This window comes from Streptomyces sp. SL06, from assembly GCF_058244745.1.
On record NZ_JBSYOT010000002.1, the window covers coordinates 4,196,808 to 4,223,490 of the forward strand.

The 26,683-nt window shown below is 71.1% G+C and carries 24 protein-coding genes, 1 tRNA gene and 1 pseudogene; 11 read left to right on the forward strand and 15 right to left on the reverse strand.

Annotation, left to right across the window (positions count from 1 at the left end):
* Nucleotides 1–43: 43 nt before the first annotated feature.
* A complete protein-coding gene (locus AC4IHM_RS19245) occupies nt 44–478 on the reverse strand; it encodes a DUF6228 family protein (protein ID WP_490868244.1) in 435 nt (144 codons plus the stop codon).
* A 98-nt stretch (nt 479–576) separates the two neighbouring features.
* Between AC4IHM_RS19245 and AC4IHM_RS19250 the strand changes: the two are divergent.
* Nucleotides 577–1,392: pseudogene (locus AC4IHM_RS19250) on the forward strand (IS5 family transposase).
* Nucleotides 1,393–1,400: 8 nt separating this feature from the next.
* On the opposite strand, the gene AC4IHM_RS19255 reads toward AC4IHM_RS19250, so the two are convergent.
* The 5 genes from AC4IHM_RS19255 to AC4IHM_RS19275 form a co-directional block, all read right to left on the reverse strand.
* The gene (locus AC4IHM_RS19255; protein ID WP_490868245.1) at nt 1,401–3,362 is read right to left on the reverse strand and encodes a hypothetical protein; all 1,962 of its coding nucleotides are present in this window, start codon (nt 3,360–3,362) and stop codon (nt 1,401–1,403) included.
* A complete protein-coding gene (locus tag AC4IHM_RS19260; protein WP_490868246.1) occupies nt 3,352–3,753 on the reverse strand; it encodes a hypothetical protein in 402 nt (133 codons plus the stop codon). The genes AC4IHM_RS19255 and AC4IHM_RS19260 overlap by 11 nt, the downstream gene beginning before the upstream one ends.
* Nucleotides 3,754–4,396: 643 nt before the next feature.
* Complete coding sequence (locus tag AC4IHM_RS19265) at nt 4,397–4,549, reverse strand: hypothetical protein (protein ID WP_490868247.1); 153 nt, start codon at nt 4,547–4,549, stop codon at nt 4,397–4,399.
* Between the two features lie 219 nt (nt 4,550–4,768).
* Nucleotides 4,769–4,841: transfer RNA gene (locus AC4IHM_RS19270), tRNA-Arg, on the reverse strand.
* 205 nt (nt 4,842–5,046) lie between these two features.
* The gene (locus tag AC4IHM_RS19275; protein ID WP_490868248.1) at nt 5,047–6,339 is read right to left on the reverse strand and encodes a M6 family metalloprotease domain-containing protein; all 1,293 of its coding nucleotides are present in this window, start codon (nt 6,337–6,339) and stop codon (nt 5,047–5,049) included.
* Between the two features lie 311 nt (nt 6,340–6,650).
* On the opposite strand from AC4IHM_RS19275, the gene AC4IHM_RS19280 reads away from it, so the two are divergent.
* A complete protein-coding gene (locus tag AC4IHM_RS19280; RefSeq protein WP_490868249.1) occupies nt 6,651–7,301 on the forward strand; it encodes a TetR/AcrR family transcriptional regulator in 651 nt (216 codons plus the stop codon).
* A 337-nt stretch (nt 7,302–7,638) separates the two neighbouring features.
* Entirely contained in the window at nt 7,639–9,183 is a 1,545-nt protein-coding gene (locus AC4IHM_RS19285) for an MFS transporter (RefSeq protein ID WP_490868250.1), read from the forward strand.
* Nucleotides 9,184–9,289: 106 nt separating this feature from the next.
* On the opposite strand, the gene AC4IHM_RS19290 is transcribed toward AC4IHM_RS19285, so the two are convergent.
* Nucleotides 9,290–9,805, reverse strand: a complete 516-nt coding sequence (locus AC4IHM_RS19290) for a MarR family winged helix-turn-helix transcriptional regulator (protein WP_490868251.1) — start codon at nt 9,803–9,805, stop codon at nt 9,290–9,292.
* A gap of 106 nt (nt 9,806–9,911) precedes the next feature.
* Here AC4IHM_RS19290 and AC4IHM_RS19295 point away from each other — a divergent pair, with 106 nt between their 5' ends.
* Entirely contained in the window at nt 9,912–10,697 is a 786-nt protein-coding gene (locus AC4IHM_RS19295) for a dioxygenase family protein (protein WP_490868252.1), read from the forward strand.
* 41 nt (nt 10,698–10,738) lie between these two features.
* Here the strand turns inward: AC4IHM_RS19295 and AC4IHM_RS19300 are convergent, their stop codons facing one another.
* A complete protein-coding gene (locus AC4IHM_RS19300; protein WP_490868253.1) occupies nt 10,739–11,257 on the reverse strand; it encodes a GNAT family N-acetyltransferase in 519 nt (172 codons plus the stop codon).
* 219 nt (nt 11,258–11,476) lie between these two features.
* Here AC4IHM_RS19300 and AC4IHM_RS19305 point away from each other — a divergent pair, with 219 nt between their 5' ends.
* Nucleotides 11,477–12,475, forward strand: coding sequence for a sigma-70 family RNA polymerase sigma factor (locus AC4IHM_RS19305; protein ID WP_490868254.1), 999 nt, complete (start codon nt 11,477–11,479; stop codon nt 12,473–12,475).
* Nucleotides 12,476–13,011: 536 nt separating this feature from the next.
* A complete protein-coding gene (locus AC4IHM_RS19310; RefSeq protein WP_490868255.1) occupies nt 13,012–13,707 on the forward strand; it encodes a TetR/AcrR family transcriptional regulator in 696 nt (231 codons plus the stop codon).
* A gap of 7 nt (nt 13,708–13,714) precedes the next feature.
* Here the strand turns inward: AC4IHM_RS19310 and AC4IHM_RS19315 are convergent, their stop codons facing one another.
* Entirely contained in the window at nt 13,715–14,686 is a 972-nt protein-coding gene (locus AC4IHM_RS19315) for a helix-turn-helix transcriptional regulator (RefSeq protein ID WP_490868256.1), read from the reverse strand.
* Nucleotides 14,687–14,748: 62 nt separating this feature from the next.
* Between AC4IHM_RS19315 and AC4IHM_RS19320 the strand changes: the two genes are divergently transcribed.
* From AC4IHM_RS19320 to AC4IHM_RS19335, 4 genes are all read left to right on the forward strand, one after another.
* Entirely contained in the window at nt 14,749–16,302 is a 1,554-nt protein-coding gene (locus AC4IHM_RS19320) for an MFS transporter (RefSeq protein ID WP_490868257.1), read from the forward strand.
* A gap of 184 nt (nt 16,303–16,486) precedes the next feature.
* The gene (locus AC4IHM_RS19325; RefSeq protein WP_490868258.1) at nt 16,487–17,248 is read left to right on the forward strand and encodes a DeoR/GlpR family DNA-binding transcription regulator; all 762 of its coding nucleotides are present in this window, start codon (nt 16,487–16,489) and stop codon (nt 17,246–17,248) included.
* Nucleotides 17,245–18,192, forward strand: coding sequence for a 1-phosphofructokinase (gene pfkB, locus AC4IHM_RS19330; RefSeq protein WP_490868259.1), 948 nt, complete (start codon nt 17,245–17,247; stop codon nt 18,190–18,192). The genes AC4IHM_RS19325 and pfkB overlap by 4 nt, the downstream gene beginning before the upstream one ends.
* 136 nt (nt 18,193–18,328) lie before the next feature.
* Nucleotides 18,329–20,449, forward strand: a complete 2,121-nt coding sequence (locus AC4IHM_RS19335; RefSeq protein WP_490868260.1) for a PTS fructose transporter subunit IIABC — start codon at nt 18,329–18,331, stop codon at nt 20,447–20,449.
* A 156-nt stretch (nt 20,450–20,605) separates the two neighbouring features.
* Here AC4IHM_RS19335 and AC4IHM_RS19340 read toward each other — a convergent pair whose 3' ends face one another.
* The 3 genes from AC4IHM_RS19340 to AC4IHM_RS19350 form a co-directional block, all read right to left on the reverse strand.
* Nucleotides 20,606–21,355 carry a DUF6227 family protein gene (locus tag AC4IHM_RS19340; protein ID WP_490868261.1) on the reverse strand — a complete coding sequence of 250 codons (750 nt, stop codon included), beginning with the start codon at nt 21,353–21,355 and terminating at the stop codon, nt 20,606–20,608.
* A gap of 217 nt (nt 21,356–21,572) precedes the next feature.
* Complete coding sequence (locus AC4IHM_RS19345) at nt 21,573–22,625, reverse strand: P1 family peptidase (protein ID WP_490868262.1); 1,053 nt, start codon at nt 22,623–22,625, stop codon at nt 21,573–21,575.
* A gap of 137 nt (nt 22,626–22,762) precedes the next feature.
* On the reverse strand, nt 22,763–23,992 hold the full coding sequence (locus AC4IHM_RS19350; protein WP_490870873.1) for a low temperature requirement protein A: 1,230 nt from the start codon (nt 23,990–23,992) through the stop codon (nt 22,763–22,765).
* Nucleotides 23,993–24,111: 119 nt separating this feature from the next.
* On the opposite strand from AC4IHM_RS19350, the gene AC4IHM_RS19355 reads away from it, so the two are divergent.
* Nucleotides 24,112–24,288: a hypothetical protein gene (locus AC4IHM_RS19355; protein WP_490868263.1), complete on the forward strand. Its 177-nt coding sequence runs from the start codon at nt 24,112–24,114 to the stop codon at nt 24,286–24,288.
* Between the two features lie 37 nt (nt 24,289–24,325).
* Here the strand turns inward: AC4IHM_RS19355 and mscL are convergent, their stop codons facing one another.
* The 3 genes from mscL to AC4IHM_RS19370 all read right to left on the reverse strand — a co-directional run bounded on the left by mscL (nt 24,326) and on the right by AC4IHM_RS19370 (nt 26,558).
* The gene (mscL, locus tag AC4IHM_RS19360) at nt 24,326–24,796 is read right to left on the reverse strand and encodes a large conductance mechanosensitive channel protein MscL (RefSeq protein WP_490868264.1); all 471 of its coding nucleotides are present in this window, start codon (nt 24,794–24,796) and stop codon (nt 24,326–24,328) included.
* Nucleotides 24,797–24,907: 111 nt separating this feature from the next.
* Nucleotides 24,908–25,381 carry a hypothetical protein gene (locus tag AC4IHM_RS19365; RefSeq protein ID WP_490870874.1) on the reverse strand — a complete coding sequence of 158 codons (474 nt, stop codon included), beginning with the start codon at nt 25,379–25,381 and terminating at the stop codon, nt 24,908–24,910.
* A gap of 334 nt (nt 25,382–25,715) precedes the next feature.
* Nucleotides 25,716–26,558 carry an S-methyl-5'-thioadenosine phosphorylase gene (locus AC4IHM_RS19370; RefSeq protein ID WP_490868265.1) on the reverse strand — a complete coding sequence of 281 codons (843 nt, stop codon included), beginning with the start codon at nt 26,556–26,558 and terminating at the stop codon, nt 25,716–25,718.
* Between the last annotated feature and the right edge of the window lie 125 nt (nt 26,559–26,683).

Sequence of the window (26,683 nt, forward strand, 5' to 3'; positions counted from 1 at the left end):
GCGACACCCGCTTTAGAGGTTGTCTCACGTGGTGTTGCCCCAGCTACTCGACTGTGCTCGTGAGAAACGTGTGGAGCTCGGCGGCGAGGTTTCGCATCTCCTCGCCGGCCGCGTGCACGGTGGTGGTCTCGAAGTGCCACTCCTCGGACGGAGGCCGATCGTGGATGCCCCACGTCAGGTGTACGTAGCCGCGCGAGTGGTGTTCCGCCGAGATCGTCAGGTCGCGTTCCAGGGAGCGCCAGGCGCGTGCTCCTTCCCAGCCGTGGAAATCCTCGGCCAGTGAGGAGAGGAAGGTGTCGAGGCCGTCGCCGTCCCATGTCCGAACCAGGGTCTCGATACTGACCCATTGCCCGCGAGCTTTCACGACGAAGTCGAGTGTGGGGTCGTTCTCGAACGGTCTTGCCGGCTCGGAGAAGAGCAGGTGGACCGGTCGCGGTCCGGTGTCTCCCACACGTACCGCAGGGCCGTCTTCGGTCATTTGTGCAGGTTAGAAGTCGTGGGGCTCGATCATCAACCTCTATTCCCACACTGCCTGAGGACGGGCGACCGGCCCCGCGTGGGGCATGATCGTCCGCTATGGCTGTGGATCTTGCGCGGGACCTTGTCCCCGATGGGCTGTGGAAGATTGCCGCGCCGCTGATACCACCGTTCCGGCCCAGACAGCAGGGTAGCGGGACGGTACCGGTGGCGGATCGGAAGGTGTTCACGGCGGTGGTGTACGTGCTGACCAGCGGTTGTGCCTGGCGGTACCTTCCGCCGACGTTCGGCACCTCGCCTGCCACCGCGCATCGCCAGTTCGCGGCGTGGACCAGGGCCGGTCTGTGGCGCCGGCTGCACCGGGCGGTCCTGGAGGAACTCGGTGCCAGAGGTGCGCTGGACTGGACCTCAGCAATCATCGACGCCGCGTCCGTCCGTGCGAAAAGGGGGGCTCGCTGACCGGGCCGAACCCGGTCAATCGCGGCAAGAAGGGCAGCAAACTGCACGTTCTGTCCGACGCTCAGGGCATCCCGCTGGCCGTCGCGGTGTCCGGGGCGAACCTGCATGACAGCCAGGCGTTCAAGCCGCTGATCCTGGCGATACCCGCCATCCGCTCCAGACGCGGACCGCGCCGACGGCGACCGGTCAAAATCCGGGCGGACAAGGCGTATTACTCTGCTGACCACCTGGCCTGTCCGCGGCCGCGGCCTGATCCCGCGGATTGTGCGTCCGGGAATCGAGTCCGGCGAGCGGCTCGGCCGCCACCGCTGGAAGATCGAGCGGTCGATCTCCTGGCTGTTCGGCTACCGCCGGCTCACGGTCCGATACGAACGCAAGGGCAGCCACTTCCTCGCCTTCCTTGGCCTGGCCGCAGCCCTGACCTGCTACAAGAAGCTCGCAAAACCCACCACGTGAGACAGCCTCTAAGCGTGTTCCTCGGGCTCTCGAGCGCCGGACTCGTTCAGGTCGTCATACCAGTCGGCCCAATTGGCCAGGGTGCGGTCGATACGGTCGAGCCTCTGGCGAAGGGACGAGACCTGGACTGAATCCCATCCGTCCCGCTCTACGAGGCTGGCCCCGCCCGCGTGGATGGGGACCCTCGTCATGCTGGCAACGGCCTTTTTGAGGGCCTCGACAGTCGTGGTCACGTCGGCCCAGCACAGACTTGCAGCCTTGAACCCGCTCGCGACTTCTGCCAGTGGCTCGCCGTTGTATGTGTGGCGCACTAGCGAGTCGGTCAACTCGCGGGCTTCGCCTCCGACTGTGAGCATCAGCATCTCGGCTTCGTCGACCTCGTACAGCTTCTGGCCAAGTCGGCCTGCTCGCACGATTTCGTATGCCTGGAATACACCCCGACGGCGCGAGAGCATGGCGCGTACCACGACAGGCAGAGTGCGATCGTCCTCGTCACCGGATCCGCCGAAAACTTCGCGCTGCAAAGCCATAGGTTCCGCAATCGCCATGTAGTAAGCCGCTTTGACCGCGAGTTCTGTCTGGGCGACGCCTAGACGCCCGCTGTCGCCTAGGCCATGCTCCACCTCCTCTAGGGCTTCATCACGTAGGTCCTCAAGCGATCGTGGGTCCTCTGCGGTCCCTTCCAGGGGCGAGTCGGAAGGAAGCGCCTCGATCTCGGGCATTCGGTAGGCGCGTTGCAGCACCGCGCGGCGCGGTCGAACGAACTGGAGCGCATCACTCTTCTCGGTGCGAACCGGGCGAAGGATTAGCTCAACTGCAATATCTACACGATCTTCTCGCTTTGGCCGCTGCTTCGCTGTCAACGAGCGAATCCCGTCGTTGACGCGACGGGCTGTGCCGATTCCCCCGCCCAGAACGGCTCGGACGATCTCTGCAGCCCGAACATCACGGTGTCGGCTGAACCCCTCGGTCAAGGCGTCATGCTCAGTGATCACCCCAGCGAACCACTGCTTTTCTGATACAGAGATACGGGCAGGCCGCGTAGTTGTGGGTTGTGCTAGGACGTCGAGAACAGCGTCTGCCTTGGCCTCGTTCTCCACGGCAGGGCCGTACGGCTTGGGCGGGCGGATATGCGTCAAGCCGATGAAGTTGCGTACGGCCGTATGGAAGAGTTGGTTTGATCGAGCATCAGAGCGGAACCCGACGACAACACGCGCGGGGATGGTGAGGGCGCGCGCCTTTGCCTGCTCCTCCTCGCTAAGGCTGTCCCAGCCCTGCTTCCGGACTAGCCGGATCCAACGGTTTACTTCCTGACGAAATTTACGATCGTCTCCACCCCACTCGTATGCAAGTTTCGACGGGGAATATCCGAGTAGATCGTGCACCGCGCTGATGCGGCTGGAGCCATCGGCGGCAATCAAGAGCGAGGCAGCTGGATGACCATTTTGGTGATTTACAGTCAGTGGCACGACAGTAAGCGGTTGGAGTACTCCCTCCACCGCAATGTCCTCGCCTAGGGGGTTCTCCTTCGTCAAACGGCCCTTGGCATCTTCCAGCCGCTGCGCGAGTGCACTCGGATCCTCCACATGAATCTCTAGCTCCGCGCCTTTGCTCGGTGCCGACCTTGGCTCGGGCAATGTTGTACCGGCTCCACCCAGTGCGTAAGTCCGGCGCCCGTACTCCCGCGGGTTAGCCGGATGCGGCACCACGGATGCGGACCACAACCTGGTCTCGACAATCAACAAAGTGGCACCCTGTACACGCAGTTCGACGGACTCGGTCAGTTTCCGGCGCATTTCGTCGGGACGTACTGCAGCGCGTGAGAGAATCCGGACAATTCCATCGGAAAAACCTTGCCCGAACAGCGAGGAGGCAAGCTTGTCGACGGCAGCGCCGCGGGGAAGCGTCCACTGCGTTGGCTGCCAACCTTCGCCCGTGTCGAAGGGCTGGTCGACGGACTCATCGGTCACTGCTTGCTCCCGTAATCCGATCCACAAGGAGGAGTGCTCTGCGCGCCTGCTTTCGATCCTCACGACCTGCTGGCGTGTCTACCGGAGTCAGCGAAAGCCGCGCGGCGCGCTCGCTGAGTGCCGCACGAACCTGGTACCACCCTTCAGAAGACAGGGTGACCATATACAACCGCTCGCCATGCAGATTGACGATGCCGCAGTGCAGTTCTTGCTCTGCGATCCCGGCCCAGTGCGATGCCAGGCGGCCGAGCGTGATTTCGGAGCCCTGATCACTTGGGGATTCGGGAGAGGGGGTGGCGCGGCACTCGTCGGCTGCCTGCTGGAGAACAGCTGCGACGAGGCCAACCTCGCCCTGGTCCAGGGGGATGGAGAACGCGATGATGTCGGACACGGAACAGCTCTCCGTGAAGGTCGGCCGATTGAGGCACCGGCATGTCGGCGTCGTGCTGCCAAGTCGCGGGTGCGCCCGGCAGAGCGAGAGCGCGGACATGTCGACCGCCGACCTCCACCCGTGTCGGTCCGCGGAACAGTTGCCACCGGGACCTCTGGTGCCGTCCGAGCCACGCACCATCCGGCCCGAGGGGGGGGAGGTGGACATGAACCTCATACCCGAGGGAGCACAGTAAGACGGTTCCGCTGCTCGACCCGGTAAAGCACAAGCCAAGGAAGCTGATCCGTCATAGCGCGGAGTCATCGAACAAGTCGCTCGGTGCCAAGGGTAGCGAGGCGGCTACATGGTGTGCAACGAGTTGATGCTGTAACTCATGTGACTCTCTATCAGTCGGACTGCCGTTGAGAGGATGGGCAACTGCGATTCCCGCCGATGGCGGCGAAGGGCTGGCGTTCGTGATGTGATGCGGTGTCGCCTGGTCGTCGATGCGGCCGAGGGTTCATCCTCGGGTTGCGGGTGGGCAGGGACTGTGCCGGTGGCGGGCTGGCAGGGCGGGGCGGCGACGCGAGACAGGCGAACGCGTCTGGTCAGCAGGGGCTGGTTTGGGAAGGGGCTGGTGCTGGCTTCGCCGCGTCGGTAAGCATCACCGCCCTGTCGGGCTCTGCGATGCGGTGCCGCGGCGCTGGCGCACCTGGCCGAGGTCGGCCTGGAAGGCATCGTGGCGGACACCGATACGAGCCTGTTGCCGGAGACTGATCTGGTGATTGCCGAGGCTGCTGCGTGCTTCGTCGCTCATCGCGTCCGGCAAGGGATGCCGAAGGCACCGAAGCCAAATCGGAGCCCGGCGGTGCCCAAGATGCGAGGTTGAGCCTGTGCTAGGTGGTGCTGATCGATCCGGAGAAGGACAGGGAAGTGGCGATCCGTCCGCTCACGCAAACGGCCCCGGACGAGGAGTCCGAGGCCGAGTAGGAGCCCTCTCTGGGGATAAACTCCAGGTCAGAGCGGTAACGCGTTGTGCCCCCGGCAGGATTCGAACCTGCGACACCCGCTTTAGGAGAGCGGTGCTCTATCCCCTGAGCTACGAAGGCCGGTGGTGGCACGGTGGGGTGCCCCGGCGACAGTGTAGCGGGTGGGGTGGTGGGCCGTCAGGTGAGGGGATCTTGCGGAAGCGGTCCTTCACCTGGTGGTCTGCCCTCATGCGGGGCGCCGGCCCGCCGGCACACGCTCCGCACTCCGCGGCCCCCGCACGCACCCCCTCGACCTCGCCCCCCGTACAGCCCCCGCCCCACCCCCTCACCCCCGACGAACCCGCACCCGATACCCCCCCTCCCCATCCATCCCCGACACCGTGATCGCGACCCCCCGCCGTGGGTCCTTGAAGGTCTCGCCCGGAGTGAAGGTCGCGTCCGAGAGTTCTGCGTGGACGTTTGGGCTGCGGGTGCAGCCGCCGCTGTTTCGGCGGGAGTCGAAGACCTTCACCGGGCCCATTCCGGTGTCCACGTCCGCGTCCACCTTGTAGATCAGTACGCCGGGCCGGCACACCGCCTCGTCGTTGCCCTCGCGGGTGCGCAGTTCGACCGCGTAACCGGACTTGCCGTTCAGCGGGACGACCACCAGCTTGTCGCCGCCCTTGCGGGCCAGCGGCGTCAGTGTGTACTCCGTCGTGCCGGACGCCGACGCGCAGTGCACCTGGGACGGGTCCAGCCAGCCCAGCTTCCACTTGTGCCAGCCGAGGAGGTCGTTGTTGGCGCCCCAGTCCTCGCTCATGATGTCCCAGTGTCCGGCCGCGCCCCCGCCCTCCTGGGTGTAGAGGTCGGGCAGGCCGAAGACGTGGCCGTTCTCGTGGGGGAGTACGCGGTAGCCGGTCTTGTCGTAGGAGCCGGAGCCGTCGTCCTGGCGGGAGTAGAGGAAGGACGCGTTGGCCACCGGGACGCCGTCGGCGACCGGGGCATCGGCGTTGCCGGCGAAGGTGACGGACAGGACCGTGTCCAGGGCGGAGGGGCCGGCGTTCGGGGTGACCAGGACGTTCAGGAGGTCGTAGGCGCGGAAGTCGACCTTCGGGTCCGCGGCCGCGACCATGTCCTGGACCAGCTTGCGATAGCCGGGCTCGAAGGGGGCGCCGCGCTCTATGCCGTACTCGGCGAACGGCTTCGGCATGCGCAGCCAGTCGCGGATCGGGGTCTCGGGGCGGTAGTCGAGGCGGCCGTAGGAGCTGGTGCGGAACCAGTCCACGGTCTGCGGGAAGAACTCCCCGTAACGGTCGAGCGCCTTGCCCTCGCCGGGCGCGTCGGAGAAGTCGATCATCAGGTTCAGGGCGCGTACGGTGCCGGTCGAGCGGGCGTAGCCGGCGCTGGTCGGGACGCCCTCGGACATCTGGATCTCGGAGCCGCCGCTGATCATGCAGGGGCCGTGCGCGGAGGAGCGGGACAGGGCCGCCGGGCCGGGGCCCGCCGTCGTGGTGCCCGGGGTGAGCGGGCCGGTGCCCGCCGAGGTGCTGAGCGCCAGGGTCAGTACGGTGACGGCCCCGATCGCGGCCGGCCTGCGCGGGCGTATGCGACGGCTCGGCGGCTGCGCGTGCGGCTGCATGCGGACCTCCCCGGACCACGGCAGCCGCCCGACACCGGCTGCGCCCTTCCGATCACCCTGTGCCGGGGGGTCGGCGGGCGCGCGCTGGAGCGGCCGATCGTGGGTTTCTCGCCGGTAGCCGCCGAACGGGGGGCACGGCACGGGTCACGGGGAGGGGAGTGGAGGTCACGCAGGGGCATGTGACGCGGGTCACTGGAAAACTCTTCGGACTCGGGAAATAACCGGGGATCGTTTCCCCGTTTATCCCTGTGTCCGAGCGAAACGGGGACTTGCTCCCCGCATCGCGAACCCCATCGTCCAAGGAGTACGCCGTGCAGACCGCGACCCTTGAGGAGCGCAAGGTGACCCGGCCCCGCGCCGATGCCCTGCGCAACCGGGAGCGGATCGTCACCGCCGCCCGGGAGATGTTCGTCGAGCACGGCCCCGATGTGCCGTTCGACAACGTCGCCCGCCGGGCCGGTGTCGGCAACGCCACGGTGTACCGCAACTTCCCCGACCGCGACGCCCTCGTCCGCGAGGTCGTCTGCTCGGTCATGGACCGTACGGCGCGGGCGGCCGAGCTGGCCCTCGCTCAGAGCGGCGACGCGTTCGAGGCGCTGGAGCGCTTCGTGCACGTTTCCGCCGACGAGCGGATCAGCGCGCTGTGCCCCATGGTGGCCGGCACGTTCGACCGGCACCACCCCGACCTGGAGGCGGCGCGCCAAAGAGTCGAGCGGCTCGTCGCCGAGATCATGGACCGGGCGAAGGCGGCCGGCCAGCTCCGCGGTGACGTGGGGGTGGGCGATCTGATGGTCGCCGCGGCCCAGCTCAGCCGGCCCCCGGCCGGTACGGGGTGTGTGAGCGCCGACCGTTTCGTCCACCGCCATCTGCAGTTGTTCCTGGACGGGCTGCGGGCTCCCGCCCGGTCCGCCCTGCCGGGCACGGCCGTGACTCTGGAGGATCTGCGCCGACCCTGCGAGTAGTGCCGACCCCGCGAGGAGTTCCGCGAGCGCCGACGACGACGTTCCGCGAGCGACAGCGGCCGACGCTTCCGAGCGGCAACGACGACGCTTCCGTGCGACAAGCGACAAGCGACCAGCAACAAGAGGCAAGCGACCAGCAACAAAGCGTGACACCGGCTGTCCGGCGGGCGGGCCTTCGACCACCGACCGTCCGAGAGTCCCGCGACTCCTGACCGATCGACACTTCCGCAACCTCTGACCGTCCGACCGGCGGACGGCGGCCCCGTGGCCGTCGCCGTAGGCGAGTCGTCCCCTTAATCACCTTTTTCCGTCACGAAGTCCCGAAGTGGGTATCCCCATGTCTCAATCAGCCGTCAAGGCGTCCGACGCCTCGAACGCACCGGACGCCGGACGCTGGAAAGCGCTCGTCTTCATCGCGCTGGCCCAGCTGATGGTCGTCCTCGACGCCACCATCGTGAACATCGCCCTGCCCTCCGCCCAGCAGGACCTCGGTATCTCCGACGGCAACCGGCAATGGGTCGTCACGGCCTACGCCCTCGCCTTCGGCGGTCTGCTGCTGTTCGGCGGGCGGATCGCCGACCTGTGGGGCCGCAAGCGCACCTTCGTCCTCGGCCTGGGCGGCTTCGCCGTCGCCTCGGCGCTCGGCGGCGCGGCCACCAACGAGGCGATGATGTTCGGCTCCCGCGCCCTCCAGGGCGTCTTCGGCGCACTGCTCGCGCCCGCCGCGCTCTCCCTGCTCGCCGTGATGTTCACGGACGCCAAGGAGCGCGCCAAGGCCTTCGGCATCTACGGCGCGATCGCCGGTGGCGGCGGCGCGGTGGGTCTGATCCTCGGCGGTTTCCTCACCGAGTACCTGAACTGGCGCTGGACGTTCTTCGTCAACGTCCCGTTCGCGGTGGTCGCCGCGGCCGGCGCGTACTTCGTCATCCGTGAGCCGAAGGGCAGCCGCAACCGCTCGCCGCTCGACATCCCCGGCGTGATCCTGTCCACCCTGGGCCTGGTCGCGCTCGTCTACGGCTTCACCCGCGCCGAGTCCGAGGGCTGGAGCGACGCGGTGACGATCGGCATGTTCGCCGGTGCCGCCGTGCTGCTCGCCGCCTTCGTGTTCGTCGAGTCGAGGGTCAAGGCCCCGCTGCTGCCGCTGCGCGTGATCACCAACCGCAACCGGGGCGGGATCTACCTCTCGCTCGGCCTCGCGGTCATCGCGATGTTCGGCCTGTTCCTCTTCCTGACCTACTACCTCCAGGCCGTGAAGGGCTACACGCCGGTGAAGACCGGCTTCGCCTTCCTGCCGATGATCGCGGGCATGATCACCGGCTCCACCCAGATCGGCGCCCGTCTGATGACCCGGGTCCCGCCCCGGCTGCTGATGGGCCCCGGCTTCCTGGTCGCCGCGATCGGCATGCTCCAGCTGACCCGGATGGAGATCGACACCTCCTACGCCTCCGTACTGCTGCCCGGCATGCTCCTGCTCGGCCTCGGCATGGGTACGGCGTTCATGCCGGCCATGTCCATGGCCACCATGGGCGTGGAGCCGCGGGACGCCGGTGTCGCCTCGGCGATGGTCAACACCTCGCAGCAGGTGGGCGGTGCGATCGGTACGGCGCTGCTGAACACGATCGCCGCCTCGGCCACCGCGTCCTACATCACCGACCACGTCGGCGGCGCGGCCTCCCGGTCCCAGCAGCAGTTGGTCCAGCTGGAGGCCCAGGTGCACGGGTACACCAGCGCGATCTGGTTCGCCGTCGGCATCCTGGTCGTGGCGGCGGCGATCGCCCTGACCCTCGTCAACGCCGGCCGTCCGGGCCGCCCCGTCGTCACGGGTTCCGGTGCGGGCGACGCGGCCGAGGACGAACTGCCGTTGCCGGTCGTCTCCCACTGACGGGGACCGCGGTGCCGATACCCCCTCGGGCCACCTGATCCACTCGTGCGTACGGGGAGGGGACGCCCCGCACGCACGACTCCCCGGACCTGTCCCGGCCGCGCGCTCAGCGCAGCCAGGGCAGGTCCGCACCCGCTTCGCTCGGCTGAAGTCCCTCGGCGACGATCCGCATGATCTCGCCGAGGGACTTCTGCTGTTCGGGGGTGAGCCGGTCGAAGACGGCCTGGCGTACGGCGTCCACATGGCCCGGCGCGGTCCGGCCCAGCACCTCGTACCCCTCGTCCGTGAGCACGGCGAACTGGCCGCGCTTGTCGGAGGGGCAGTTCTCGCGGCGGACCCAGCCGTTCTTCTCCAGGCGGGCGACCGCGTGCGAGAGACGGGAGCGGGTGATCTTCGCGTACTTGGCCAGCTCCGTCATGCGCAGCCGCCGGCGCGGTGACTCGGCCAGCTTGACCAGCAGGCCGTAGTAGACGTGCGGCATGCCCGCGTCGCGCTGGAGCTGCCGGTCGAGGTGGTCCTCAAGGAGGGTGACGGCCTCGATGTACGAGCGCCAGACGAGCTGCTCCTCGGCGGTGAGCCAGCGGGGCTCGTCGCCGTGGGCGGGAACGGGTGCCGTGTTCATGGGTCCTACTGTACGGAACGACTTCTTGAAGGTTAAACAAGATCGGAGTAGATTTGTACCGAGAAGAGATTGAGACTTCAAGTACTGACGTATCGGAGCCGCTCCCATGACCGCCGCCGCGCCGGAACGCATGCCCGCCCTCTACCTCAGCCACGGCGCCCCGCCGCTCGCCGACGACCCCGTCTGGCCCGGCGAACTCGCCGCCTGGGCGGCCGGACTGCCGCGCCCCAGGGCGATCCTCGTCGTCTCCGCCCACTGGGAGGAGGCCCCGCTCGCCCTCGGCGCCACCCGGACCGTCCCCCTCGTATACGACTTCTGGGGCTTCCCCGAGCACTACTACCGCGTGCGGTACGAGGCACCCGGCGCCCTCGAACTCGCCGAGTCCGTACGCAAGCTGCTGCGCGCCCCCGGCACGCCCGTGCAGGATGTCCCCGACCGCGGCCTCGACCACGGCGCGTACGTCCCGCTGGTCGAGATGTACCCCGGCGCCGACATCCCGGTACTCCAGGTCTCCATGCCGACCCTCGACCCGACCCGGCTCATGGAGATCGGCCGCAGACTCGCGCCGCTGCGCGACGAGGGCGTACTGATCATCGGCTCCGGCTTCTTCACCCACAATCTGGCCGCGCTGCGCCAGATGGGCGTGCCCTCCTGGTCCGCGGAGTTCGACGACTGGGGCCGGCGCGCGCTGGAGGCCGGGGACGTGGACGGGCTGCTCGACTTCGCCGGCAAGTCCCCGGCGGGACGGCTCGCCCACCCGCGCACCGAGCACTTCGCCCCGCTGTTCGTGACGATGGGCGCGGCGGACGCGGCCGGTGAGCTGGATCTGCGGCAGTCCGTGATCGAGGGGTTCTGGATGGGGCTGGCCAAGCGGTCGGTGCAGTTCGGCTGACCGCCAGGACAAGCGCAGTAAGGGGGGAAAGGGCAGAGGGGCTACAGCGGCTTCTCGTACCAGGCCACGTCCCAGTAGCGGCCGAACTTGCGGCCCACCTCGCGATACGTGCCGACGGGCCGGAAGCCGAAGCGCGCGTGCAGCCGGTCGGAGGCCTCGTTGGGCTGTGCGACGCCCGCGTAGGCGCGGTGCAGGTCCTCGCCGGCCAGGGCCTCGAAGAGGGACGTGTAGAGCAGCGTGCCGACGCCGCGGCCGCCGGAGCGCGGGGCGACGTAGACGGTGGTCTCCACCGAGGTGCCGTAGGCGGGCTTCGCGCGGTAGGGGCTGGATGTGGCGTACCCCAGGATCTCCTGTGACTTCGCGTCCGTGGCAACCCTCAGCCGGTACGGACCGTCTTCAGGGTGGGAGAGCAGCCAGGGGCGGCGCTCCTGCGGAGTGAAGGGCTCGGTGTCGAACGTGATGGGTGTCTCACGTACGTAGTGGTTGTAGAGATCGGTGAGGGCCTTGAGATCCTCCTCGAACCCCGGTCTGACCTGGACCTCCGCGCATCCCGACGACATCGTGCCTCCTCATGTGGCGGCACAGGGTACTGCATGATCAGAAAATTCGACGGGCGGGTTGGGAATTCTGTCCGGATTCCAGTCGTTGTTTCCATCGGATGCAGGGCACCCGAGGAGAGTCCCGAGAGAGATCCCCCGAGAGAGATCCGGAGACAACTCCACACGGCGCCCGACCGTCCACCGGACCACCTGCTGAACCACCATCGCAAGGGAGCACGCATGGCAACCCGTGCCGTCGCCCGTCGTAAGTCCGCCACCGGCGAGACCTCCGGCGCGGCAACCAGCGTCCGCGCCAACGGCGGAGAACTCGCCGACCGCGATCTGGTCGGCATGTACCTCGACGAGATCGCACGGACACCGCTGCTCGACGCCGCCAAGGAGGTCGAGCTGTCCCAGACCATCGAGGCGGGTGTCTTCGCGCGGCAGGTCCTCGAAGGATGCGCCGAGACCGAGGCGGACGCCACCCGTGAGGAGTTGCAGGCCCTCATCGACGAGGGCGAGCGGGCCAAGGACGTCTTCATCCGTTCCAACCTCCGGCTGGTCGTCGCGGTCGCCCGCCGCTACCCGCGCAGCGGTCTGCCGCTCCTCGACCTGATCCAGGAGGGCAACGCCGGCCTGGTCCGCGCGGTCGAGAAGTTCGACTACCGCAAGGGCTTCAAGTTCTCGACGTACGCGACCTGGTGGATCCGTCAGGCCATCACCCGGTCCATCGCCGACCAGTCGCGCACCATCCGGCTGCCCGTCCACCTGGTGGAGGAGCTGGGCCGGATCCGGCGCGTGCAGCGCGAGTTCAACCGCGAGCACGGCCGCGAGCCGGAGCCCGCCGAGATCGCGGCGGAGCTGGGCTCGACGCCGGAGCGCGTCACCGACGTGCTCGACTGGGCCCGCGACCCCGTCTCGCTGAACATGGCGGTGGACGACCAGGGCGAGACCCAGTTCGGCGACCTCCTGGAGGACACCTCCGCCGTGTCGCCCGAGCAGTCGGTGCTGACGCTGCTGCGCAGTGAGGAGCTGGACGACCTGATCGGCCGCCTCGACCCGCGCACGGCCTCCATCATCAAGATGCGGTACGGCATCGACGACGGCCGCGAGCGTACGCTGACCGAGGTCGGCAAGGAGCACGGCCTCACGCGCGAGCGCATCCGGCAGATCGAGAAGCACGCGCTGCTGGAGCTGAAGAAGTTGGCCCGCGACACCGGCTTCGAGGCGGCGGCATAAGCGAGGGCGCGGGGCGGTCGGCCGGATCGCCCGGGTCGCCTGCCGCGTGACGCGGGGGCGTGACGTGGCGGGTGGGGCGTACGCCGGTGGCCCGACCCCGCGCGAACATGGCCGTACTACGCTGCTTCAATCCGGCGGAGGCCGGGAACAAGAACCTCGGACCGGCTCTCCGGAGCCGGGACCGGCGGCCACGAAACCCCGGCCCCGACCGTCCGGGGCCGACCGGACCACCGGACCCGGACCTGGATCCAGAGCCGGAACCGGACCCTGAGCCGGAACCCGAATCATCGGGCCCGGGGCCCGAACCGGGCCTCCGCCCCTTTGGACCACGTCCCGACGCACTCCCCCCGGCGCCGGGACTTTCCCGAGCCGGGCTCGGCGCCTCTCCCCCCGGGGCGCCGGGCCCGGCCTCTCCACGGCCCGCGCGCGGACGGCCGATGCGCCTGGGCAGAGCGGGGAGGCGGGGCACCCCGAACCTGAACCCCGGGGTGGCCCGCCGAATGGCAGATTGTGCCACAGCGGCATAGCCTGCCGAAGTGAGCAGCACCATTCCAGCATCCCCCGATCCGGGGCCGGGACCGGTCTCCCTGACCGAGCGGCGCAAGGCCGAGACCCGGATGGAGATCGCCCGAGCGGCGGCCCGCCTCTTCGTCGGCCAGGGCCTGCGGGCCACCCGTGCCGAGGACATCGCCCGTGCCGCCGGCATCGCCCCGCGCACCTTCTACCGCTACTTCGCGGCCAAGGAGGAAGCCGTCGCCCCGCTCTACGCCCTGGGCGCCGAGCGCTGGGTGCGGGCGGTGCGCGAGGCCCCCGCCGGACTGTCCCCGCCCGAGGCCCTGGAACACGCCGTGCGGTACACGCTGACGCCGGGCGTCGGGGTCTCGGCGTCCTCCTGGGAGTGGGCCCGCACCCTCATCCGCCTGAGCGACAGCAGTCCGGCGCTGCGCAAGGTGTGGGCCGAGGTGTGCCACACCACGGAACGCGGGCTCCTGGAGGCGCTGGCCGCCCGGATGTCCGGCGGTGACGACAACGCCGCCGCACGACTGGCGGCCACTCCCCGACTGCACTTCGCGTCCGCCGTGGCGAGTGCGGCCGTACGCGTCGCCGCGGAGTACTGGGCGGCCTCCTCCGAGGGAACCCGGAGCCCCCTGGAGCCGGCCCTGCGGAACCTTGAGGTGCTGCGAAGCTTCTCCTGGGACCGGGAGGAGAACGTTCCGGCGGGGCCGGGGTGAGAAGCGGTCAGCCGGCCTCCGTCGCCCGTCCCAGGCGCGCCCCCAACTCCCTCACCCGCTCCACGAGTTCCGCGGGCTCCTGGACCCGGAACTCCACTCCGGTCATCGCGAGCCGCACCGCGATCCACTCCACCGGGTCGGACACGGTCGCCCGCAGGACGCACGACGCGCCGTCCTCCGCCGCCACCGGCGTTCCCAGCCAGTGCGGCCACCGTGTCGCGAGGGACTCGGCCGGCGTGTGGAAGACGACCGCGATCTCGTAGGAGTCGCTGTGCCGCCGCATCGAGCGCCGCAGGTACTCGGCCGCGCTTCCGGTCGGCAGCTCACGCGGTGCGAACCGGGCACCCGTGGCGAAGGGCTCGCTCACCCGGTCGACCCGGAAGGTCCGCCAGTCGTCCCGGTCGAGGTCGTAGGCGACCAGGTACCAGCGGCGCCCCGTCGACATCAGCCGGTACGGCTCCGTCAGGCGCCGCGACCCGGTGCCGTCGGCCGCGCGGTAGGCGAACCGCAGCCGCTCGTGCCCGGCGACCGTCGAGGCCATGACGGTCAGCGTCCCGGGTTCGATGCTCGGCCCGTCCCCGCTGGTCAGCGGGGTCGTCGCGGCCTGGAGCGTGGCGACGCGGTGCCGCAGCCGCGACGGCAGCACCTGCTCCAGCTTGGCCAGCGCCCGCACCGAGGCCTCGTCCAGGCCCGCGACCGCGTGTCCGGCCCCGGCGCGCAGCCCGACCGCGATGGCCACCGCCTCCTCGTCGTCGAGGACGAGCGGCGGCATCGCCTTGCCGGCCACCAGCCGGTAGCCGCCGTCGGAGCCCCTCGTCGCCCGCACCGGGTAGCCCAGCTCGCGCAGCCGGTCGATGTCGCGCCGGACCGTGCGGCGGGAGACCCCGAGCCGGCCGGCCAGCTCCCCGCCGGGCCATTCGCGGGGCGTCTGGAGCAGGGAGAGGAGCGTCAGCAGCCGGGCCGGAGTGTCCGTCGTCATGGATCCGAGGATGCCGCAAATCTAGGACATGAACTGTCCTACCGGCCGCATAGCTTCCTCTCATGACCTTCACGCACACCCCGGACCCGTCCCCGGACCCGTCCCCGGACCCGTCCCCGGCCCGGCCCGACGCGGTCGACCGGCGTCGCTGGTTCGCCCTCGCGATCGTGATGACCGCGGCGTTCATGGACCTGGTCGACGTCACCATCGTCAACATCGCCGTCCCGTCGATCCGCCGGGACGAGGGGGCCTCCTTCAGCCAGATCCAGTGGATCACCGCCGGTTACGCCCTCGCCTTCGCCGCCGGTCTGATCACCGGCGGGCGGCTCGGCGACATCCACGGCCGCAAGCGGGTGTTCCTCGTCGGCATCGGCGGCTTCACCGCGGCGTCCGCGCTGTGCGGCCTGGCCGCGAACCCGGAGATGCTGGTCGCCTCCCGCGTCCTCCAGGGCGGGATGGCGGCGCTGATGGTGCCGCAGGTGCTGTCGATCGTGCACGCCACCTTCCCGGCGCACGAACGCGGCAAGGTGTTCGGGCTGTTCGGCGCGATCGTCGGACTGGGCGCCGTCTCCGGCCCGCTGCTGGGCGCCCTGCTCACCGAGTGGAATCTCCTCGGACTCGAATGGCGGCCCATCTTCCTCATCAACCTGCCGGTCGGCATCGCGGGACTGGTCCTCGGCAGCCGCTTCATCACCGAGTCCAGGGCGCCGCGCGCCCTCCGGCTCGACCTGGTCGGGGTCGCGCTGGTCACCCTCGGCCTGCTGATGCTGATCTACCCGCTCACCCGGGGCCGCGAGCTGGGCTGGCCGCTGTGGGGGTACGTCTCGATGGCCGGCTCGCTGGTGGTCCTCGCGGTGCTGGTGGCCCACCAGCGGCGCAAGAGCGCGCGGGACGGGTCGCCGCTGGTCGAGCTGTCGCTGTTCAGGGTGAAGAGCTTCGCGGCGGGCATCGCCGTGCAGACCGTCTTCGGGGTCGGACTCGGCATCTTCTTCCTGGTGTGGACGCTGTACATGCAGGAGGGGCTGGGCTGGAGCCCGCTGCGGACGGGTCTGACCGGCCTGCCGTTCTCGGTCTCCGTCTCGGTGGCGGCCGGGATCTCGGTGCAGAAGCTGGTCCCGCGCTTCGGACGCAAGGTGCTCCAGGCGGGCGCGCTGGTGATGGCGGCCGGAGTGCTGCTCTACAGCGCGGAGTCCGGTCACTACGGGCCCGGCATCACGTCCTGGCAGATGGCGCCGCCGCTGGCCGTGATGGGCCTCGGCATGGGCCTGATCGTCGCCCCGCTGACCGACGCGGTGCTCTCCCAGGTGCCGCGCGAGCACGCCGGGGCGGCGTCCGGGCTCATCAACACCGTGCGGCAGATGGGCAACGCGCTCGGGCTCGGGCTGGTGTCGGTGGTCTTCTTCGGCACGATGAGCGACCGCCTCACCCCCGCCCGCGTCGGCCCCGCCTACACCGACGCCTTCCAGAACGCGCTGGGCTGGGTGGCCGGGGTACTGGTCGTCATCTTCCTCCTGATGTTCGCGCTGCCCCGGCGGCCGGCCCAGCACGTGGAGGGGGCCCGGGACGGCGCCCGGGAAGCGGGCCCGGCCGGGGAGAAGGAGCCCGCGCTGATCTGACCGGTGGGGCGGGGCAAATGGGGTGGGTCCGGCACTTCGGCGCCGGACCCACCCCTTCCCGCTCTATGTCCGTTCATGCCCGGTTGGATCCGTGTGCTTCCGGTTTCCGGTTTACATTCCGGTAAACCGGGCGTAGCCTCCGAATGAAACCACAGGTTCGGGCACTGGTCGGAGGTGAACGGTCATGTACGCACCGGAGCGGCAACAGGAGATCCTCCGGCTCGCCCGGGACGGTGGCCGGGTGGACGTGGTGTCGCTGGCCGAGGAGTTCCAGGTGACGGCGGAGACCATCCGCCGCGACCTCAAGGCACTCGACCGCGCCGGTCTGATCCGCCGGGTGCACGGCGGCGCCATCCCCGCCGGGCGGCTCGACTTCGAGCCGGACCTCGCCGAGCGCGAGTCCACGGCGGCCGACGAGAAGGACCGGATCGCCAAGGCGGCCCTCGCGGAACTGCCCACCGAGGGCACGATGATCCTCGACGCCGGTTCGACGGTGGCCCGCATGGCCGCGGCGATCCCGCCGGAGGCCCCGCTGACCGTCGTCACCCACAGCCTGCCCATCGCGGCCCGCCTCGCCGACCACCCCGGCATCCAGCTCCACCTGGTCGGAGGGCGCGTGCGACACCGTACGCGCGCCGCCGTGGACGCCTGGGCGCTGCGCGCGTACGGCGAGATCCGCGCCGACCTGGCCGTGGTGGCGGCCAACGGCTTCTCCGCGGAGCACGGTCTGACCACTCCCGACCTCGCCGAGGCCGCGGTCAAGCGGGCCGCCGTGTCCGCCGCCCGCCGCGTGGTGCTGCTCGCCGACTCCTCCAAGCACGGCCAGGAGCACTTCGCCCGCTTCGGCGGCCTGAGCGACGTGGACCTGCTGATCACCGACAGCGGGCTGAGCCCCGAAGACGCCACCGCCATCGAGCGCGCCGGCACGGAAGTAGTACGCGCATGATCCTCACCGTCACCCCCAACCCCTCCCTGGACCGCACCTACGAGGTCCCCTCCCTGGACCGCGGCGAGGTCGTCCGTGCCACCGGCGAGCGCGTGGACCCGGGCGGCAAGGGCGTGAACGTCTCGCGCGCGGTGACCGCGGCCGGACAGCGCACCGTCGCGGTGCTGCCGCTCGGCGGCGCCCCGGGCGCCCTCGTCGCCGACCTGCTCGACGCGCAGGGCATCCGGGTCGCGCCGGTGCCGATCGCCGGGGCCACCCGCTCCAACATCGCGCTCGCCGAGTCCGACGGCGTACTGACGAAGATCAACGCACCGGGCCCCGAACTGTCGCCGGCCGAACGGGACCTGCTCCTGGAGACCGTACGGCGCCAGTCGCCCGGCGCGGACTGGATCGCCTGCTGCGGCAGCCTGCCCCGCGGACTGGCCCCCTCCTGGTACGCGGCGCTGGTCGCCGGGGCCCACGCCGCGGGCGTCCGTATCGCCCTGGACACCTCCGGCCCCGCCCTGCTCGAAGGGCTGCGCGAGGGACCCGACGTGGTCAAGCCGAACGCCGAGGAGCTGGCCGAGGCCGTCGGGCGCTCCCTGACCACGGTCGGCGACGCCGTGAAGGCCGCCGAGGAACTGCGGGAGCTGGGCGCCCGGTCCGTGCTCGCCAGCCTGGGCGCCGACGGGCAGTTGCTCGTGGCCGACGCGGGCACCTGGTTCGGCAGCGCCCGCGTGGACGCCGTACGCAGCAACGTCGGCGCCGGTGACTCCTCCCTCGCCGGTTTCCTCGTCGCCGGCGGCGCGGGGCCGGGCGCCCTCGCCTCCGCCGTCGCGCACGGCGCCGCCGCCGTCCAACTGCCCGGCAGCGTGATGCCGACGCCGTCCGACCTGGACCCGGCCGCGGTGACGGTCACGGCGGAGGTGCCGGTTGACCGCGTACTGAAGGAGCCGGCGTCATGAACCCCGACCGCGCCCCCGGCCGCCTCGGCCCCCTTCCCGGGGCCGACCCCAGACCCCACCGCATTGCCCCCGTCCCCCTCCCCGCCCCCGCCCACCACCCCACGTTCCGGGCGATACGCGAGCTAAGGAGCCCGCGATGAGCGACATGATCACCGCGGACCTGGTCGACCTCGACCTGTCCGCCGACACCAAGCAAGCGGCGACGCGCGCCCTTGCCGAACGGATGGTGGCCCAGGGCCGGGTGACCGACCTGGAGGGCTTCCTCGCCGACGTGGCCGCCCGTGAGGAGCAGATGCCGACCGGCCTCGACGGCGGCATCGGCATCCCGCACTGCCGCAGCGAACACGTCACCGAGCCGACCCTCGCGTTCGGCCGCAGCGCGGCCGGCGTCGACTTCGGGGCGGCGGACGGTCCGGCCGACCTGATCTTCCTGATCGCCGCGCCGGCCGGCGCCGACGACGCCCATCTGACGATCCTCTCCGCGCTGGCCAGACAGCTGATGAACGCCGAGTTCACCGGCGCGCTGCGCTCCGTGGCCGACCCGGCCGCCGCCGCCGCGCTGATCCGCGGTCAGGAACCGGCGGCCGGTCCCGAGGACTCCTCGGAATCTTCGGAATCTTCGGGATCCTCGGACTCTGAGGACTCTGAGGACTCCGGGGACTCCGGGGACTCCGTGGCGGCCTCGGCGGCGGCCTCCGCCGAGGCCGCCACGGTCGGCGACGGCGAGGCGGAGTCGGGCGAACCCGAGCGCCCCTTCCGTGTCGTTGCCGTCACCTCCTGCCCCACCGGCATCGCGCACACCTACATGGCGGCCGAGTCGCTGGAGAACGCGGGCCGCGCGGAGGGCGTCGAGGTCGTCGTCGAGACCCAGGGCTCGGCCGGCTTCACCCGGCTCGACCCGGCGGTCATCGCGGCGGCGGACGGCGTGATCTTCGCCCATGACCTGCCGGTGCGCGAGAAGGAGCGCTTCGCCGGAAAGCCCACCGTCGACACCGGCGTCAAGGCCGGCATCAACCGGCCGGGCGAGCTGATCGCCGAGGTCCGTGAGAAGGCGGCCCGCGGCGAGGCCACGGCGGCCTCTCCCGGCGGGACGACACCCGTCGAGCGCGACGGCGAGTCCGGCGAGGGCTACGGCACCAAGCTCCGCAAGTGGCTGATGTCCGGCGTCAGTTACATGGTCCCGTTCGTCGCCGCGGGCGGTCTGCTGATCGCCCTGGGCTTCGCGATCGGCGGCTACGAGATCAACGAAGCACCGTCGGTGATGGACCACTTCGTGTGGACCCAGGCGGACAGCTGGGGCGCGTTGCTGTTCCAGATCGGCGGCGTGGCCTTCGCCTTCCTCGTCCCGGTGCTGGCCGGCTACATCGCCTACGGCATGGCCGACCGGCCGGGCCTGGTCCCCGGCTTCGTCGGCGGCTCGATCGCGCTGACCATCAACGCCGGCTTCCTCGGCGGTCTGGCCGCCGGTCTGATCTCCGGTGCCGTGGTGATGGCGATCCAACGGGTGCACATCCCGGCGGCGTTGCGCGGCATCATGCCGGTGGTGGTGATCCCGCTGATCTCCGCCGCGATCGTCGGGTTCCTGATGTTCGTGGTGATCGGCAAGCCCATCGCGTCCGCGCAGTCGGCGATGACCGACTGGCTGAACGGGCTCTCCGGCGCCAACGCGGTCCTGCTCGGCGCGCTGCTCGGCCTGATGATGTGCTTCGACCTCGGCGGCCCGGTCAACAAGGTCGCCTACACCTTCGCCACCGCCGGTATCGCCGTCACCAGTCCCAGCGACTCGGCGATGAAGATCATGGCGGCGGTCATGGCGGCCGGTATGGTCCCGCCGCTGGCGATGGCCCTGGCCACCACCGTGCGCGGCAGGCTCTTCAACGCCGCCGAGCGCGAGAACGGCAAGGCCGCCTGGGTACTGGGCGCCTCCTTCATCTCCGAGGGCGCGATCCCGTTCGCCGCGGCCGACCCGCTGCGCGTCATCCCGTCCTCGATGGTCGGCGGCGCGGTCACCGGCGCCCTGTCGATGACCTTCGGCGCCACGCTGCGCGCCCCGCACGGCGGCATCTTCGTGGTCCCGCTGATCGGCAACCCGCTGCTCTACCTGGTCGCCATCGCGGCCGGGGTCTGCGTCACCACCGCCCTCGTGATCGTCCTCAAGGGGCTGCGCAAGCCGGCGCGGGGAGCCGCGGCCCAGGGGCCCGACGGCGCCGACCCGTCGGCCTCGACGCCGGGCACGAAGCAGCCGGTCGCCGCGTAGCGCGCGGGAGGCGGTGAGCACCGCGCGGTCGGCACCGCACAGTCCGGGCCGGGTTCCTTCGGGGACCCGGCCCGGCCGCGTCCCGGCGACGCTCCACGGGGTGCCTCTTGGCGTGCTTGGCGTGCCTCTTGGCGCCCCTCTTGGCGTGCCGGTCGGTTACCGGGAGACCCGCGCCGCGCGGCGGTCCATCGCCCGGCGGGCGGTGTCCTCGCTGTCGTAGACCTCGCACATGTGCCGTCCGTCGGGCGTGGCCGTGTGCTCGACCTCCCAGAGGGAGACCTCCACGCCGTCCCGCAGCAGGAAGGCGTGCTCGTAGAGCGAGAAGCCGATCCGGCCGCGGCCCGCGCGGCCGGGGCCGCCGAAGGCCTGGGTGATCTGGTGCGCGGCCGCCGTCGTCAGCAGGGCGGCGAGGTCGGCGCCCGGCCGGTCCGTGTTCTCCGCGCGGCGCAGCAGCCTGCGGGCGTGGTCCGCCGAGGCGTCGGGGACGTAGGAGTGCCGCGGGGTGGGGACCGGGGACAGCGGCACCTGCACCGGCAGTTCGAAGTCGGGAGTGACCAGCGGCAGCGCCAGCCGGGCCGTGGCGGTGCGCAACTCCTCCTCGTCCACATACACCTCGTGCTGCGGCTCACTGCCCGGGGCGGTGTTGTGGACCAGCTCCCAGAGGGTGAGCGCCGAACCGTCGGCGAGCAGCCAGGTGTGGCGGTACGTCTCGCGGTGCAGCCCCGCGCTGTGGTGCGCGGAGTGCAGTGAGCCGTCGTGCGCCAGCGCGCACTCCAGGTGCCGTATCGTCTCGTCGGGCAGCTCGAACGAGTTCAGGGCGCGACCCAGCAGTCGCATGAGGTGCTCCTCCGGAGACTCGGGCGACTCGGGTGGTTCGTACGCTGCGGTCTCGTACGGAACGCTCAAGGTTTCTCCCGGCGTTGCTGCATGTCACCTTGTGGATGCATACCGTAGCCTCTCGGCCGGGCATCATGTCCGAGAACCGAGAAAACGTACGCACGGAAAACCCCCGGGCCGCGTGAAAAGTTCCCGCGCGAGCCGACGAACCGTCAAAATCCGCTGCTCAGAGCCCGGTGGCGCGCCACATCCCGCAAGGCGGCAGACCGGCGGGGCGGCAAACTCCTCACTCCGCCCGGACGTTCCCGCTCCGGCCGCCGTACAGCTCCCCGTACGACGGCCACGCCCCGCCCGGACCTTCCACCGGCGCGGCGGCCCGGACCGCGCGCACGATCGCGCGGGTCACCACGTCCGCGCCGGCCGCCAGCACCTCGTTCAGCGCGAGTGGCTGCCCCGCGTCGAGCGGACGCTCCCCGGTCGCCAGGGTGAACACCGTGTCCCCGTCGCTGAGCAGGTGCACCGGCCGTACGGCGCGCGCGATGCCGTCGTGCGCCGTGCCGGCCAGCTTCTGCGCCTGGGCCTTGGACAGGTCCGCGTCGGTGGCGACCACGGCGAGCGTCGTGTTCAACGGGGGCGTCGCGTTCCGCGCCGCGACCTCGGCCAGCCGCCGCCCCGCGGCCTCGTGGACTTCCGGCGCCGGGTACCGGACCCGCCCGCCCCGGAACAGCTCCCCGTACAGCACCCCCGTCTCCGGGTCCGCCACCGACCCCGCGGCGTTGGCCACCACCAGCGCCGCCACCGTGATCCCCGAGTCCAGCACGGTGCTCGCGGTGCCGACCCCGCCCTTCATCGTGCCGACCACGGCTCCCGTGCCCGCGCCGACGGAGCCCTCGGCCACCTCCGCGCCCGGCGCGCTCGCGTGGGCCGCCTCGACCGCCGCCCGTCCGGTGGCCGCGTCCGGCCTGGCCCGGAAGTCGCCGCCGCGCCCCAGGTCGAAGACGCAGGCCGCGGGCACCACCGGCACCACGTGCGCCGGGTCCGGGCCGACGCGCACCCCGCGGCCCCGCTCCTCCAGCCAGGCCATCACCCCCGACGCCGCGTCCAGCCCGTACGCGCTGCCGCCGGTCAGCACCACCGCCTGGACCCCCCGCACCAGGTTGCGCGGGTCGAGCGCGTCGGTCTCCTTGGTGCCGGGACCGCCGCCACGCACGTCCACCGCCGCGACCGCCCCGCCCTCCGGCGCGAGGACCACCGTCGTCCCCGTGAGCCATCCGCCGCCGATGCGCGTCGCATGCCCCACCAACAGGCCGCCGACGTCCGTCAATGCGTCAACCGTCATGCCGCCAGTGTCGTCCAGGAGCCGCCGGACGGGCGGGACCGGCACCGGTGGCGGTGGCGGCAGCGATGGCGGTGGCGCGGGGCGCGCGGCGGGACGTGGGGCGCGGGGCCTGGGCGTGGGCCTGGGGCGCGGCGGCGTCAGGTGGCGGGCGTCGCCGGGTCCCGCTCCCGCGCGCCGCGCCGCGCGGTCAGTGCCACCCCGGCCGCCACGGCCAGCGTCAGGACGATGCCGGCCACGAGCACGGCCCGGTCACCGAGGAAGGTGCAGCAGATCACCAGCAGCGCGGCCGTCGGCAGTACGAGCTGCTCGGCGATGCCCACCTTGAAGTGCCGCGCGTGCAGCGCCCACACCGTGAGCAGGAAGAGCGCCGTCGGCAGGGTCACCGCGGCGGACGCCGCGAGCGTCGAGATGTGCGCCTTGCCCACGGCCTGCTCCACCGCCACCTCCATCCCCGCCCCGATCGCCGCGGCCGAGGCGAACACCAGGTAGTGGCCGTAACCCCACAGGAACGCCTGCCTGTTGGACCGCAGATGGCTGTGGGCGGGGATCACGAAGTAGATCCACCAGGCGGCGAAGACGATCAGCAGCCCGCCGATCGCGATCGGCAGCACCTCGCCCAGCGCGTCGTGCTCCTCGATTCCCGACTTCACCGCGACCGTGGCCCCCGCGATGCTCTCGCCGAGCACGATGATGGTGAGCAGGCCGTACCGCTCGGAGATGTGGTGCGGATGCCAGGACGACGGGTGCTCGCGCTCGGCGAAGGCCGGTACGCACAGCTCCAGCACCACCATCGCCAGGAACAGCCAGCCGCGGCCGCCCTGCGGCAAGAACAGCAGCCCCAGCCAGCCGATCTGGCAGAGCAGCACACCACCGGCGTATCTCAGCGCCATGATGCGCTCCGCCGCCCCGGCCGAACGCGCCGCCCTGAGCCACTGCGCCGCCATGGCGGCCCGCATGATCACGTAGCCGAGTACGACGGCCAGGTAGTCGTGGTCCTGGAAGGCCCGGGAGATCCCGGCCGCGAGCACCAGCACACCGGCGATCTGCACCAGGGTGACGACCCGGTAGAGCACGTCGTCGTTGTCGTACGCCGAGGCGAACCAGGTGAAGTTCATCCACGCCCACCAGATGGCGAAGAAGACCATTGCGTAGTTGAGGATGCCCTCGCCGACATGGCCCTCGGTGAGGGAGTGCACGAGCTGGACGCCCGCCTGGGCGATGGCGACGACGAAACACAGGTCGAAGAGGAGTTCCAGCGGAGTGGCCACGCGGTGCGGCTCGTGCCGGGCGCGGGCCTTCAGCCTGCGCATCGGCGGCTGGATTTCGGACGGGCCGGAGGGCGCGTCCGCGGAGGACGGACTGGACATCATGACTCCCAGGACAGCAGAGACGATGCGGATGTGCTTGCGGACGGAGGCCCCGCCGGCCGTCGGGACGCACCGGGCGGGCGGAACGCGGTTCGCGGAGGGGGCCGTACTCTGGAGCCATGAGCGGCATCCCCGACCCCGAGCCCCGTGTGCCCAGGCCGGCGCTGGTCTTCGACGACCCGCTGGACCAGCAGACCTCGGACGACACCGACCGCGGCTGGGGCGAGCGGCCCGAGGGCGACAGCGCGGCCGACCTGAAGCGCTTCCTCGACGAGAAGCCGCCCCACCACCTGTGAGCCGCGCGGGCCCCGGCCCGCCTCCCGGCCGCCTCCGCTACGTGCGGTCGTGACCGGAACCGCGCTGCGCGATCAGCGCGTCGCGGATCTCCTTGAGCACCTCCAGCTCGGAGACCTCCATGACCTCCTCCGCGCCCTCCTTCGCCTTGCGGCGGGCCTCCTGCCGGGCGAGGTACTTCGACATGGGCAGGACCATGAGGAAGTAGACGACGCCCGCGGTGATCAGGAAGGTGAGGGTGGCGCCCAGCACCGAGCCCCAGAGGATCCGCACACCCGTGGCGTTGTCCCCGGTGCCGGTGCACGGGCCCTTCAGGCAGGAGCTGTAGCTGTCCAGACTCTGCGTGCCGAACGCCCCGACCAGCGGGTTGATGACCCCCTGCACCACCGAGTTGACGATGCTGGTGAAGGCGGCTCCGATGACCACCGCCACCGCCAGGTCGACGACGTTTCCGCGCATCAGGAAGGCCTTGAAGCCCTGCCAGAGGCTCGGTTCGTTCTTCTCGCTCACCTTGGGGGCTCTCCTCGCTGGAACAGGTGGGGGAACAAAACGCTCCGTAACCTACGTCAGCGTTGGGCCATCCTGTCCAGTCGGGTCCCTCTAACGAGCGACTTGACAGGGTCAGCACAGGGTCACCGCCAACCGCGCCGTCGCTCCCGCGCCGACCAGGCGGTGCGCGGTGGCGCGCGGCACCGAGACCACGACCAGGGCGCCGCCCGCCGCCGTCCCGTCCAGAGGCTCCGGCACCTTCGCGACCCGCACGCCGCGCGCGAGCACGGAGGCCTCGCCCGCGCCGCCGTCCGCCGCCGCGACAACGTCGACCAGGTCGCCCGGCCTGAGCAGCCGCACCGTCTCCGCGTCGGCGATCCGCACCGGGGCCGCCACCCGCCGGGTGTCCGGCCGCTCGCGCGCGGGCTCGGCCACCGGGTGCCCGCGTGCCCGCCGCGTGTCCTGCCCGCTCGTCCCCGGGCCCGCGGCCACCAGCGCGGCGGCGGTGACGGCGAGTCCGACGGCCAGGGCGCGCCGCCGGTGGCCTGCGAGCCGGTGCAGCGGATGGCGTCCGCCACGCACCCGCACCGGGGCGAAGTGCGGCACCTCGCAGGTGGGCGGGGCGTCGCCGCCGAGGGGGAGCGGGGAGGGAGAAGGAGCGGGAGCGGGGGAGCGGAGGGCGGAGCGGGACACGGTGACCACCACCTGCGACGAGGGATCGGCTTGCGCGTCCACGATGACGTTTTTCGCCGCCCCCCGCCGGAGCCCGTGGACCCCCGGCCGCTTGTGGACAACTCAGCCACCCGAACGAGCCGTTCCGCCCCCTCGCCGCCGCCCCGCAGCGTCTCCGGTACGCCCCGCTGCACGCCCGCACGCCCGCACGCCCGCACGCCCGCACGCCCGCCCCCGCAGCCGGCCCGGCGGCCCCGCCAGGGCCCCGTTAAGGCAGCGCAATCCCCGGAGGCATCCCGCCCAGTGCCGCCCCGCACGGGCAGTCCCGGGCAGTGGTCGCCGGCAGCGCGGCGATCGCGTCGAACAGGACGCCCCGCAGCCGGTCCACGTTCGCCGCGAACACCCGCAGCACCTCCTCGTGCGAGACCCCCTCGCCGCTCTCCGCGCCGGCGTCGAGGTCGGTGACGAGGGTCAGTGAGGTGTAGCAGAGTTCCAGTTCGCGGGCGAGTGCCGCCTCCGGGTGGCCGGTCATGCCCACCACCGACCAGCCCTGCGCACGGTGCCACAGGGACTCCGCCCGGGTTCCGAAGCGCGGCCCCTCGACCACGACCAGGGTGCCGCCGTCCACCGCCTCCCACTCCCGGCCCCGGGCCGCCTCCAGCGCGGCGGCCCGTCCGGTGGGGCAGTACGGGTCGGCCAGCGAGACGTGCACCACGTTGGGCACGGAGCCGTCGGGCGTCGGCAGTCCGTCGAAGTACGTGGACGGCCGGGACCGCGTACGGTCCACGAACTGGTCGGGCACCAGCAGCGTGCCCGGCCCGTACTCGGGACGCAGTCCGCCCACCGCGCAGGGGCCGAGGACCTGGCGCACGCCGAGCGAGCGCAGCGCCCACAGGTTGGCCCGGTAGTTGATGCGGTGCGGCGGCAGATGGTGGCCGCGGCCGTGCCGGGGGAGGAAGGCGACCCGCCGGCCGGCGACCTCGCCGAGGAAGAGGGAGTCGCTGGGCGGCCCGTACGGGGTGTCCACCTCGACCTCGGTCACGTCGTCGAGGAATGAGTAGAAACCGGAGCCGCCGATCACGCCGATCTCGGCATTCACCTTGTTCGCCATGACCGCACCCTAGGCGTGTTGTCACGGGGCCGCGAAAGGCGCCGTGCGCAAACGCGAGGACCCCGCCGTCGGAGGACGGCAGGGTCTCGTGGCGGCTCCACGCGGCCGGGAAACTCTGCCCGGCC